Genomic DNA, 12,832 nt, shown 5'->3' on the forward strand with positions numbered 1-12,832 from the left:
AAAAATAAAAGGAACCACCCCAGTGGCAGTTCCCTTTTTATATCAAATTTTCGACCAAATGTTAATTTCCCAATTGCTTTAATGCAATATAAGCCATTAATCCTGTCGATATTTTTAATGCGTCTTCATCAATATCAAACTTTGGAGTATGCACAGAGTGTTGGGTATCCTTTTCTGCATTCCCAGTACCTAAACGATAAAAACACGCGTCTGTTACTTGCGAATAGAAAGAAAAATCTTCAGCAGCCATCCAAATATCCAAATCGACTACATTTTCTTTGCCCAAGTATTCTTCTGCCGAAGTTCTTGCATGTGCGGTAAGTTGCTCTTCGTTGATTAAAAATGGATAACCTTTGTGAATATCAAAATTACAGCTTCCACCCATGCTTTCGGCAATGCCTTCTGCCATCTTTTTCATACGGCGATGTGCCTCTGCGCGCCATTCTTCATTCAAGGTTCTAAAAGTTCCTTCTATTTTTACCTCGTTTGGGATAATGTTGGTTGCTCCATTGGCGGTAACCTTACCAAACGACAATACAGAAGGCAAACGCGGGTCGGCATTGCGGCTAACAATTTGTTGCAAAGCGATAATAATGTGCGATGCAATTAAAACCGGATCGATATTCTCTTGAGGTTGCGCTCCATGCCCACCTTTTCCAGTTACCGTAACATACAATTCATCAGTAGAAGCCATGTAAATGCCTGAACGAAATCCAACCTTCCCGGCATCAATCAAAGGCATTACGTGTTGTCCCACGATGGCATTTGGCTTAGGATTTTCCAAAACACCTTCTTTTATCATGATGCTGGCACCTCCAGGTAATAATTCTTCAGCCGGTTGAAAAATCAACTTTATCGTTCCACCAAAATCGTCTTTTAATTGATTTAAAATGTATGCGCTTCCTAAAAGCGATGATGTGTGTACATCGTGCCCACAAGCATGCATCACCCCATTATTTTTTGAACGATAAGGCTTATCATTTGCCTCGAGAATAGGCAATGCATCCATATCGGCACGCAAAGCGATTACTTTACCTGAGGGCTTGTTCCCTTTTATTAAACCTACCACACCCGTATTTGCGCAACTGGTGTGTTCAATACCCCATTCCGTTAACTTACTTTTTATATACAAAGAAGTTTCAAATTCCTTGTAGGATAACTCAGGATTGGCGTGGATATGGCGACGGTATGATACTACATCGTTAAAAATGTTGGCTGCTAGTTCTTGTATTTTATTTTTGATCATCGGGTATATTTTCTAAAGTTGGCGCATTAATTTTCTCTCTAAACACAAAAAGCGTAGGAAAAGTGGGCCGAAGCTCAGTCATTAATTTTTGAGCTTCTTGCTTGGTGCGAAAATCGCCAACCCGTATGTAATAATTGGGTTGTTTATACGTAATGTAGGTGTTGTATTTTGGATAATTTGATTTAAACCGGGCTTGCTGATTAAACACCTCCCGCCTATCGGATCCATAAAATATTTGTACCCGGTAACCATAGCCGGTAAAAATGGGTTTACGGGTTTTCGTTTCGCCGGGGCTACGGTAAACCTCTAATCGTTTTGCTATTAAGCTATCAATTAAAGGATCTTTTATTTCCGTTACTTCTCCCTTTTGGGCAAATGCTAGTTGACAATAAATGGATGAAATGATAACTGCAAATAAATATTTCATTGAATAACCCCTATTTTATGCTCGATTATAATACGAATGGTATGGCAACAAAAATCGGCATTCTTTATCGGTTGTGCAAATGCATTACATTGTCTATTTTTAAGTTGAAACAAAAAAGACCGATTCTGTAAAAAATCGGCCTTTTTTATGGTTATTTAACCGGTGCTTTCTGTGGTTCTAACTGATGTTCAATCACCACGGGATTGTACTTCATCATTGAGCCAGTAGCGGCATCAACGATAAAACCAACCGGAATTAAAAGATTCACGACGCTAACCGCATTAAAGGTAACTTTAGGGGTAAACGTTTTGGTTTCGTAACCTTCCAATTTAAGGCTCACGGTTTGCCCATTAAATCCTTTTTTTAACGGAACCGCCATGGGTGTAACGCCTACTTTAACGCCATCTACTTCAATATCCGCCTTTGGAGGATTTGAATTTACTTGAACGGTTTGTGTAGTACCTGTAAAAACCGTTGCGCAGCTCGACAGCAGCACCGTCGCCGAGAAGGCAACAGCCAAAAAAACTTTTTTCATAATTCATGTATTTGTGTGTAGCCACAAAGTAGTATTAAGAATTAAATAACACAAAAATTAATTTACTTTTTTTTCAGCCATATCAGGTATTTAGTCGTATCAGGTGTTATCACCTGACACCATGAATTTCAAGTTAATGCCACGGAAGCACGGAAAAGACTTTTTCTATGCAAATCTGTGTTTCTGTGGCAAAACCCAAAGCCTATAACTTTTTCAGTGGTTATCCCAACAAAAAAATCCCTTCCGATTTTACTCGAAAGGGATTCAGCTATTTTAAAATAGTTTTTATTTACAAGTTTGCACCGTGGCAGGCTTTGTATTTTTTACCGCTTCCACAAGGACAAGGATCGTTGCGACCAATTTTTGGCTCAGCAATAACCGGTTGTTGCGGCATTGGCTCACGCGTGTCGCCAAATTCCATTCCAGGTTCTTCTCTACCAAACTCTTGTTTCGTGGTTTGCAATTTAGGTTGTTGTACCGGAGCCGGAGCCTCGCGTACTTGATCAGGATCTTGTTGCACCGGAATACCGCCTTTGTATAAGAAACTAACCACCTCTTTATTTACCACATTTAACATGCTTTTAAATAAATTGAAGGCTTCCATTTTATAAATTACCAATGGATCTTTTTGTTCGTAAACTGCATTTTGAACCGATTGTTTCAACTCGTCCATTTCACGTAAATGCTCTTTCCAGCTATCGTCAATTAAGGCTAAAACAATGGTTTTTTCGAATGAACGAATCACTTCTTTTCCGTTATTCTCAATGGCCTTTTTCAAATCAACGGCTACCTGAATACCGCGAATACCGTCGGTAAATGGCACCACAATTTGTTCGATCATCGCTCCGCGCTCCGCATATACTTGCGCAAGTACTGGCATAGCTTGCTGAATAATTGCATCCGATTTTCTACTGTAAAACGTGGCAGCTTCATCATACAAACGCTCCGTTAACGCGCTAATATTGCCTGCTGAAAAATCTTTCTCGGTAATAGCGGTATCAAGAGAGAAGTTTTTAATCACCTCTAATTTAAATCCTTCGTAATTTACTTCTTGTTTATATTCGCTTACAATGTCTTCCGCTACATCAAACACCATGTTGTTCATGTCCACATCTAAACGCTCACCAAATAAAGCGTTTTTACGTTTTGCATAAATCACCGTACGTTGCGAGTTCATCACGTCATCGTACTCTAACAAACGTTTACGAACACCAAAGTTATTTTCTTCTACTTTTTTCTGAGCACGTTCAATAGACTTTGTAATCATTGAGTGTTGGATTACTTCTCCATCTTCAATACCCATACGTACCATGATGCTCGAAATACGCTCTGAACCAAATAAACGCATTAAGTTATCCTCAAGAGATACAAAGAATTGCGAAGACCCTGGATCGCCCTGACGACCTGCACGACCGCGCAACTGTCTATCTACACGACGCGATTCATGACGCTCGGTACCAACAATGGCCAAACCTCCGGCTTCTTTAACACCTGGGCCTAATTTAATATCGGTACCACGACCAGCCATGTTGGTTGCAATAGTTACCTGGCCTGGTTGCCCAGCTTCTGCAACGATGTCTGCCTCTTTTTGGTGCATCTTCGCGTTCAATACGTTGTGTTTAATTCCACGTAGTTTAAGCATGCGGCTTAACAACTCTGAAATTTCAACCGAGGTTGTACCCACCAATACCGGACGTCCAGCCTGGGTCAATTTTACAATTTCATCCGCAACGGCATTGTATTTCTCACGAACGGTACGGTACACGTAATCTTGTTCGTCAATTCTTGATATAACGCGATTCGTTGGGATTTCAACCACGTCTAATTTATAGATATCCCAGAACTCACCGGCTTCGGTTGTTGCAGTACCCGTCATACCGCAAAGTTTGTGGTACATACGGAAATAATTTTGCAAAGTTACTGTTGCATAGGTTTGTGTGGCATCTTCTACCTTTACATTCTCTTTTGCCTCAATTGCTTGGTGCAAACCATCTGAGTAACGGCGGCCATCCATAATACGACCGGTTTGCTCATCAACAATTTTAATTTTTCCTTCATCGATGATGTACTCCACATCGATTTCGAATAAAGTATAGGCTTTTAACAATTGATTTACCGAGTGGATACGCTCTGCTTTTACCGAATAATCGCGCATTAAAGCATCCTTTGTAGCCACTTTTTCATCCATTGGTAAAGTCGATTTTTCCAATTCGGCAATTTCAGTACCTACATCTGGTAGGATAAAGAAGTTTTGGTCTTCACCTGATTGGGTAATCAATTCGATACCTTTTTCGGTTAACTCAACCTGATTGTTTTTCTCATCGATGTAAAAATACAATTGCGCATCTACTTTAGGCATATTCTTCGATTGATCTGCCATGTAGTAGTTTTCCGTCTTTAACAACAACTGACGGTTTCCACCCTCACTCAAAAACTTAATTAACGCTTTGTTTTTTGGTAAACCGCGGAATGCACGCAACAGGGCTAAACCACCTTCGCCTTCTTCGGTTCCGGTGTTACCAGCATTGATTAATTTTTTTGCTTCGTTTAACGCTTGCGATACATATGCTTTTTGCGCATTTACCAAACGCTCGATACGCGGTTTTAACTCATAAAACTCATGTTGATCACCGTGTGGAATAGGGCCAGAAATAATCAACGGTGTACGGGCATCGTCGATTAATACCGAATCGACCTCATCTACCATGGCAAAATGCAATTTACGTTGCACCAATTGATCCGGCGTTTGCGACATATTGTCACGCAAGTAATCGAAACCAAATTCATTATTAGTACCGTAGGTAATATCGGCAGCGTAAGCATTTCTTCTGCCTTCCGAATTTGGCTCATGCTTATCAATACAATCAACACGCAAACCATGAAATTCAAACAAAGGACCGTTCCATTCACTATCACGTCGTGCAAGGTAATCGTTCACCGTTACAATGTGTACACCTTGTCCCGCCAATGCATTTAAGTATGCCGGCAGCGTACTTACCAAGGTTTTACCTTCACCCGTTGCCATTTCGGCAATTTTACCGTTGTGTAATACCGTACCTCCTATTAACTGTACATCGTAATGAACCATGTTCCAGTTTACTTCGGTACCAGCAGCATCCCATTTGTTCGCCCATTGCGCTTTATCGCCTACAATTTTCACATTGCTTTTACGCGCTGCATATTCTCTATCGTACGGACTAGCTGTTACTTCTAAATAATCGTTTTCGCTTAAACGGCGCGATGTTTCTTTAACTACAGCAAAAGCTTCTGGTAAAATTTCTATAAGTACTTTTTCTAATTCTGCGTCACGTTCTTTCCCTAAAGCATCTACTTGATCGTATAAAGCTGTTTTTTCGTGCAAGCCTAACGATTCGTTTTCAGCTTCTGCTTTTAAGCCAGCAATTTTGGCATCAATTTCTGCTAAAAAAGTGGCAATTTTTTCTTTAAAAGAAATTGTCTTTTGACGTAACTCATCGTTACTAATTGAAGAAAGCTTTGCATATTCTTCATTTACTTTTACAACCAAGGGCTGTATTGCTTTAATATCTCTTTCCGATTTACTTCCGAAAATCTTCGCTAAAAATCCTAACATTCTATTTTAAATTGTATTTTCTATTAAAAATTGGTTTGTACAACAACTACGCCATGGCCACAAAGTGGTCAGGTTGACAGTTGTACGTCATATTTGAGGGTAATCTCTGTAAAAAAACGAGGGGTATTTAGCCGCTAGGGACTGTTATTTTTTGGTTTTTTGCGGATGGTTAAATCGGCGATAACCTGGTTATGATTTACATATTTTGGTGCTTGAAAATTGGGTTGTGTTCCAATTAAAGCAAGCTTTGTGTACGATAAAAGATAGGGGTGATGTTCTTCTGCTTGTTGAGAAGATACGCTTTCCGATACACCAAGGTTAATTTTATGCTCATTACAATATTGTTCATTCAATATCCTTAAGCTCTCAAGGCGTTCGGCTTTGGCCAAATGCGTTAAGCTAAAAAATACGAGCGATATGGTAACCAGGTGTTTCATCTATAGCGGCAAAGCTAATTTTATTCTTTTAATAATTGAAATCGGATGTTGAACAAAAAAACTTCTCTCATTTTACACAAGAATCGAGCCTAACTTGTTCATAAATCATTCTTTTTCTCTTTCGGCTGCAAGGATATGCAAATCATCTATACAAAGCAAGTATTAATCGACACTTTATCGTGTTAATTTCGTTATTTTTATTGTTTTGCTGCCTATGTTAAAGAAAACCGGGGTTAATGTACTGATTAAATTGCTTTTTGGGGTTTTACTCTTCGGACTGCCTCCCCTATTATTATCCGACCAAAATTTCCATACTTTTAAAGATGGGGCAGTCATTTTTAACTATTGTATTTTTTGCCTGATATTTATTGTGGTTTACCTCCTGCACACAAAATTCCTTTTCAAGTATCTATACCTCACTAAAAAACTCTTTTTATACAGTCTAAGTCTGATCGTTCTCGGTTTGCTCCTTGTGTTAACCAAACCATTCGATTCGCTTGTATTCCAAAATAAACGGCCAGGCCCGCACATGCAAGCACCACAGCCTCCGCCAAACTTTGGTTTTAAAAACACACCACCACGGCCCATGAATCCCGCTGATTGGAGCAAGCCAAATGCAGCAGACAGAAACTTTAAAGAACCGCCTGCATTTGCTCCGATGAAAAACCAACCGGGAAGGCCACGCGTTGATGTAATTAGCCTATTTCTATTTTTTATTGTCATCACGTTGGGATTTACGCAAGAAACCAACTGGCTTTTACGTATGACCACACAACGTGCCATCTTAGCCGAAACGGAAAAAGCACAAGCAGAGCTCTCCTTTTTAAAGGCGCAAGTAAACCCTCATTTTTTGTTCAATACACTCAACAACATCTATACGCTTGCCATTATTAAAGACGATAATACCGCTCCATCCATCATGAAATTATCTAAAATAATGCGCTACATTACCGATGAAGCTGGGCACGATTTTGTCGACTTAAAAAATGAGATTGATTGTATTAGCAACTTTATTGCGCTCCAGCAATTACGCTTAACCCAAAAAACGATGCTGGTTTACGAATTAAAGGGCTCTTTCGAAAACAAAAAAATAGCCCCCTTAATTTTGATGGCTTTTGTCGAAAACATATTCAAATATGGTATTAGCAACCATCAGAAAAGCACCTTAATCATCAAATTAAACACACAAGAGCGCTTCATTAATCTCTACTGTCAAAACACCATATTCCCAGAAAAGAAAAATACGGAACGTACGGGTATCGGTCTAGAAAACACAAAACAACGATTAAAATACATTTATCCTGATCGGCATATGCTCAGCATTAACAATTCTGATGGCTTTTTTACCGTAAACCTCAGCATTCACTGTTAACCCGAAAAATAGCTCAAATTTTACTAATTTACTTCCGTATAAAACGAAAAACATGCCTTTAAAATGTATAGCAGTAGATGATGAACCCTTAGCGCTGGCACTCATTAAAAGTTACATTGATGCTACCGAAGCATTAGAATTGTTGCATGTTTTTGAAGATGCACTTGCTGCAGCGGAATTTTTAAAACATGCAAAAGTAGATTTATTGTTTTTAGACATCAACATGCCCGATATTTCTGGAATTGATTTATTTGCGTCTTTAACTGAAAAACCCATGGTGATTTTTACAACCGCATATAAGAATTTTGCCTTTCAGGGTTTTGAACTAAATGCCACCGACTATTTATTAAAACCGATTGAATATACACGCTTTAAAAAAGCTGTAAACAAAGCCATCGAATACCATGAATTCCAAGAAAAAAAACATCTCCATGCATCCGATGAAAGCATTTTTGTGTACACAGAATACAAACTTGTAAAAATTCCGCTCAACGACATTCTTTACATCGAAAGTTTAGAAGATTATGTTAAAATTCATCTGAGCAACGACAGCATGATTTTAACACTTATTTCGCTTAAAAAAATACTCGAAAAACTTCCTAGCGAAACGTTTAAACGCATCCACCGCAGCTATGTTGTCCCTATAAAAAAAGTAAAATCGATTTTAAATCGCAAAGCTACGTTAACAAATGGCATTACCTTACCTATAAGCGATACCTATGCCACATTTATTGATACCTGGAAAAATAATGTTTAAATAGAGGGGGGAAGGGTTGAAGGGTATAGGGTGAAGGGTTGTAGGGTTGAAGGTGTAGGGTTGAAGGGTTGTAGGGTTGTCGGGTATAGGGTTGAAGGTGTTGGGTTGGGGGGTGTGAGGTAAACGGCCCTGCTCCAAAAGCTCTGCGCTTCCTTTGTGCTCTCTGCGGTTGAAAGAATAACTATTCCGTTTTTTTAGCATCGTAGGTGCTTCATATTCTAAAGCGCCCTGTTTTTCACATCTTTTAACATTTTTTTATGCTTTCATTTTCTTACCGACACAATTGCTCGGTTAATCGACACATTCTGGTTACATTCTCCTATTGTTTGAATATTCGTTTAACGAACGCAAAACATAAAATCATGGAAAGAAAGAATTTCATTAGAAGTTTAATGATTGGAGCGGTTTCAACGCCGGTAATTATTGATGCTTGTAGCAAAAAAAACACGATTACAGATTCGGCAAGCGGTGGTTCAGGCACGGCAAGCAGCACAACGGGTAGTAACGGAAATTGCGTTATAGCCCCTACCGAAACAGAGGGCCCATTCCCAACAAAAGTACCTTCATCCTATGTACGCAGCGATATTACCGACGGGCGAACTGGCTACAAGCTCACAGCTAAAATTACCATCGGCAACTTGAATAACAATTGCGCGGGTTTGGCCAATGCCATTGTTGATATTTGGCATTGCGATGCTGAAGGAAATTACTCTGAATATGGCGGCACAGGCATGCAGAGTAGCAATTATCAATCCTTACATTTTTTACGTGGCCGTCAAACTACCGACGCAAACGGCTTAGTAACCTTTACCACCATTTTTCCGGGTTGGTACAGCGGTAGAGCTACGCACATCCATGTTCATGTATATAATGCCTCGGGTACATCTTTATGCATTACGCAAATTGCTTTTCCAGAAGGCAGTGGATCGGCAGTTGCCTTAGTTAACGGCTATTCGAAAGGAATGAATGGATATACTTATAACAATGCAGATAATGTATTTAGCGATGATACCTCCGGAACTGAAATAGCCAAAGTTACCGGAACATTAGCCGCCGGTTTTGACTTAACCTTTAAGCTTAATGTTAGAGCCTAAACCAATTTTAACGTTATACGCCTTCTAATTTTCCCTTTCATATTTATCTTTAGGTAGGTGTTAAACATTTGTTTAACGCCTTTTTTTTAAAAAAAATGAATCAAAAAATCATTACCCTTTGCTATCGCAAGATATTCGACAGCAATAGTCCCGATGGTTGGGAAAAAGTCTTTTTTGAAGATAGTTTTGCTGAACTTAAGATGCAGGCGCAGCTTTACAATACAGAAAATAAATGGAATACCTTCGCGGAATTACGGCATCAAAATCCGCAGGCAGACAAATTACATTTTTTGGTTGGTGCTTCATTAATGGGCTATATACAACAATTACATGGAATTATACCGGATGTTGTGGATAATTTAGGCAGGCGCTTTTTACGATTCGAGCACAGCAAGTTCGAAATAATTAATTCAGACCTTACTCAAATCGCGAAACATCAAGTTGCCGTTAATTTCTTTTCAACCCCTGTTCTTTGGCACGATACCATTGACGATTTTTTATTGATTTCGCATCAAAAACTTGCTCATGAATCGGAACATTTCACCAATTTATTTAAAATTCCGCCTTTTGTCAGCATCCATTCTCTTACATTTGTTGCGCAATGATGAAAGAAATATCCGCAAAAATTTACCTGTCGAGTGAGCGAGGAATTGCCGAATCGACCGATTTCAAGCGTTTTAGCACCTTTAATTTCGAGCGCTACAACCATGAACATAAACAGCCATTTGAGGGTTTATGTATGTGCAACGACGAATTTATTGCCGGTGGTAAGCTCACTTTTTTCTTATCGAAAGAAAATTCATTTCATGTATTTGTACCCATAACCGGAGGATTGGATATTCTTCATGGCACGAAAGAATATGCCGTTGAAACCGAAAACATGCAAGTGCTTTTCCTCGAAAAAGGCGAAGTTTTGGAAATCAGCAATCCGTACCCCAAGGACACCGTAAATTACCTACATCTTGCGTTTAAAACGGATTTCTTTTTGTACAAACGCGATAAATTACGCTTTAATTTCGATTTTAAAACCAATAACAACCAATTACTGGAGGTCATCAACGATGCTCGTTTTCCATTTAAAGTAAGCGCTGGAATTTTTGATGGACGAACCGATATTGACTATTCCTTGAGCGCCCAAACGGGTCGTTGTTTTTGTTTTGTGATAGACGGTGCTTTTGAAGTAGCCGGTTGTTTGTTGCATCCGCGAGATGGCTTGGCTTTGTGGGATACCGCTAAAGTCGAACTAGAAACTTTAAGCAACCATGCAATCATTTTATTGGTCGAGCTGTTGCCAGACGTAGACCCCATTGGGTTTTAATGTGCGCGCGTGTAGCGCGCATCCATATAAAATTTATACTTTAAAAACAATTTCGGTTGCTCCATAACCGAATTTTTCTTTACGGGCATCCATGTAGGTTTTTACGTGTGGATTTTGGCTAATAAGTTTATGAATTTTGTTGCGTAAAACACCGTTACCCGTTCCGTGGATGAAAACAATTTTATCAAACTTATGCACAACTGCCGCATCTAAAGCGTTTTGAAAATGCGTTAACTGAATGTGAAGCATTTCATCCGCTTCTAAAAAATGATGGTCATCGCGCAATTTTTCGATATGTAAATCCACTTCTTTTTCAGGCGCATTCACCACTTTTTTCTCTTCTGCACTTTTGAAGAAACTCTCCTTTAATTTTTGTGGATCAATTACCGGAGCCAACTCATCCAAACGAATTAACCAACCTTTTTGCTTCAAATTCGGCAATTCCTTTTGCTCTACGCTAAAGTCTTTTGCACGAAATCTTTTTTTACAAACCAGTGGTTCGGTTGGTTTCACATCGGCTTTGCTGAACAATAAAAATTGAAAGATGAAATCGGGCCAAATGTCTAAATCCGATAAATTTGCGGAGTGAATCGCAACCGAAGTATAGGGCGCTAAGGTACCGTAATAAAGACCGGCATACTTTTCTTTCCTATCGCTTGTTAAGCTGACTAGCAACACATTTGGACTTTGATTTTGCAAATAAAAATGAACCACATTCCCTGCATTTTTATCGCTTGCAACGGCTACATAAATTCCATTCTCAATTTTCTGAACCAAAGGTACATTGACAACAATTGGTTGCGGCTCGTCTTTTTCTACCTTGGTAGTGTTGTGGCCGTGCACATAGGTTAAATTGCTTGCAACCACCGGAATTTCAAATCCATCTTCGTCGGTTACGCCTAGGGTTTCACCATCGATGATTTTAGTAACATATCCTTCACGTTTTTCGTCTACAAAACGAACAAAATCGCCTAATTTAAATTTCATTGTATTTTATTTTTTTGCCCTTGGGCGATGAAAATCACTGCTATTTAATCAGGAATATTAATTTCGGGTATCGTTCCCGTGATAAATGCTCAAATAACTATCGTAACGCGAGGGAGCTATTTCTCCTTTTTCAACAGCTTCTATCACCGCACAACCTGGTTCATTTACATGGCGACAATTGTTGAATCGGCACTGATGAGAAGTTTCGAAAATCTCTCTGAAAAAATGCCCCAATTCTTCTTTTTCAATATCGATTACCCCTAATTCGCGAATCCCCGGACTATCGACAATAAATCCACCTTGTGGCAATTCGAACATTTCGGCAAAGGTGGTCGTATGTTGGCCTTTATCACTCCAATCCGAAACTTCGCCGGTCCGCAAGTCACGCCCCGGTAAAAGCGCATTAATTAAGCTTGATTTTCCAACGCCAGAATGCCCAGATATGAGCGTTATTTTATTTGTTATCAGGTCCTGAATAAGCGGAATGTTTGTCCCTTTCAAGGCTGATACCTCATAACATGGATAGTTAATACTTTCGTAAATGGCTTTAAATTCTTGTAAAATTTCTAAGCCTTCTTTGCTAAATAAATCGAGTTTATTGAATACAAGGACAGCCGGAACATCATAGGCTTCGGCCGTTACCAAAAAGCGATCTATAAAGCCTAAACTTGTACGGGGAGAGGCCAATGTTACCACCAAAATTGCCAAATCTAAATTAGCCGCCAAAATTTGTGCTTGCTTACTTAAATTGATTGATTTTCGAATAATATAATTTTTCCGTGGCAATAATTCGTTAATTAAGCCCGTTTCGCTATCACGCTCAAAAATAAACTTTACGCGGTCGCCCACTGCAATTGGATTGGTAGTTTTTATCCCTTTTATCCTAAATTTTCCTACAATACGGCAATCATATCGCTTGCCATTATCAGCTAAAACATTGTACCAGCTTCCGGTTGATTTAATAACTAATCCCTGCATATTTTTAACAAAGGTATGAAAAAGGAGGTTGAAAGTTTTACGTTGTCCATTTTAAGTATTGAGATGAATGAGTTGAAAGCAAAATGGCA

12 protein-coding genes are annotated in these 12,832 nt (G+C 39.2%); 5 read left to right on the plus strand and 7 right to left on the minus strand.

What is annotated here, in order from left to right:
- Positions 1 to 61: 61 nt before the first annotated feature.
- The 5 genes from ACJVDK_RS11205 to ACJVDK_RS11225 all read right to left on the minus strand — a co-directional run bounded on the left by ACJVDK_RS11205 (position 62) and on the right by ACJVDK_RS11225 (position 6,237).
- On the minus strand, positions 62 to 1,246 hold the full coding sequence (locus ACJVDK_RS11205) for a M20 metallopeptidase family protein (protein WP_443936754.1): 1,185 nt from the start codon (positions 1,244 to 1,246) through the stop codon (positions 62 to 64).
- Positions 1,233 to 1,673: an SPOR domain-containing protein gene (locus ACJVDK_RS11210; RefSeq protein WP_443936755.1), complete on the minus strand. Its 441-nt coding sequence runs from the start codon at positions 1,671 to 1,673 to the stop codon at positions 1,233 to 1,235. The genes ACJVDK_RS11205 and ACJVDK_RS11210 overlap by 14 nt, the downstream gene beginning before the upstream one ends.
- Before the next feature lie 151 nt (positions 1,674 to 1,824).
- Positions 1,825 to 2,208, minus strand: coding sequence for a PEGA domain-containing protein (locus tag ACJVDK_RS11215; RefSeq protein WP_443936756.1), 384 nt, complete (start codon positions 2,206 to 2,208; stop codon positions 1,825 to 1,827).
- Between the two features lie 289 nt (positions 2,209 to 2,497).
- Entirely contained in the window at positions 2,498 to 5,800 is a 3,303-nt protein-coding gene (secA, locus tag ACJVDK_RS11220; RefSeq protein ID WP_443936757.1) for a preprotein translocase subunit SecA, read from the minus strand.
- Positions 5,801 to 5,934: 134 nt separating this feature from the next.
- Positions 5,935 to 6,237, minus strand: coding sequence for a hypothetical protein (locus ACJVDK_RS11225; RefSeq protein ID WP_443936758.1), 303 nt, complete (start codon positions 6,235 to 6,237; stop codon positions 5,935 to 5,937).
- Positions 6,238 to 6,766: 529 nt separating this feature from the next.
- Here ACJVDK_RS11225 and ACJVDK_RS11230 point away from each other — a divergent pair.
- The 5 genes from ACJVDK_RS11230 to ACJVDK_RS11250 all read left to right on the plus strand — a co-directional run bounded on the left by ACJVDK_RS11230 (position 6,767) and on the right by ACJVDK_RS11250 (position 10,778).
- Positions 6,767 to 7,609 carry a histidine kinase gene (locus ACJVDK_RS11230; protein ID WP_443936759.1) on the plus strand — a complete coding sequence of 281 codons (843 nt, stop codon included), beginning with the start codon at positions 6,767 to 6,769 and terminating at the stop codon, positions 7,607 to 7,609.
- Positions 7,610 to 7,661: 52 nt separating this feature from the next.
- Entirely contained in the window at positions 7,662 to 8,366 is a 705-nt protein-coding gene (locus tag ACJVDK_RS11235) for a LytR/AlgR family response regulator transcription factor (RefSeq protein ID WP_443936760.1), read from the plus strand.
- A 362-nt stretch (positions 8,367 to 8,728) separates the two neighbouring features.
- Entirely contained in the window at positions 8,729 to 9,460 is a 732-nt protein-coding gene (locus ACJVDK_RS11240) for a dioxygenase family protein (protein WP_443936761.1), read from the plus strand.
- Positions 9,461 to 9,555: 95 nt separating this feature from the next.
- Positions 9,556 to 10,065 carry a hypothetical protein gene (locus ACJVDK_RS11245; protein ID WP_443936762.1) on the plus strand — a complete coding sequence of 170 codons (510 nt, stop codon included), beginning with the start codon at positions 9,556 to 9,558 and terminating at the stop codon, positions 10,063 to 10,065.
- Positions 10,065 to 10,778 carry a pirin family protein gene (locus tag ACJVDK_RS11250; RefSeq protein WP_443936763.1) on the plus strand — a complete coding sequence of 238 codons (714 nt, stop codon included), beginning with the start codon at positions 10,065 to 10,067 and terminating at the stop codon, positions 10,776 to 10,778. The genes ACJVDK_RS11245 and ACJVDK_RS11250 overlap by 1 nt, the downstream gene beginning before the upstream one ends.
- Before the next feature lie 33 nt (positions 10,779 to 10,811).
- Here the strand turns inward: ACJVDK_RS11250 and ACJVDK_RS11255 are convergent, their stop codons facing one another.
- Together ACJVDK_RS11255 and rsgA are read right to left on the minus strand one after the other, a co-directional pair.
- Positions 10,812 to 11,765 carry a Smr/MutS family protein gene (locus ACJVDK_RS11255; RefSeq protein ID WP_443936764.1) on the minus strand — a complete coding sequence of 318 codons (954 nt, stop codon included), beginning with the start codon at positions 11,763 to 11,765 and terminating at the stop codon, positions 10,812 to 10,814.
- A 57-nt stretch (positions 11,766 to 11,822) separates the two neighbouring features.
- Positions 11,823 to 12,743: a ribosome small subunit-dependent GTPase A gene (rsgA, locus tag ACJVDK_RS11260; protein WP_443936765.1), complete on the minus strand. Its 921-nt coding sequence runs from the start codon at positions 12,741 to 12,743 to the stop codon at positions 11,823 to 11,825.
- Between the last annotated feature and the right edge of the window lie 89 nt (positions 12,744 to 12,832).

This window comes from Pedobacter paludisoli, from assembly GCF_052344095.1.
Taxonomy (GTDB): Bacteria; Bacteroidota; Bacteroidia; order Sphingobacteriales; family Sphingobacteriaceae; genus Pedobacter.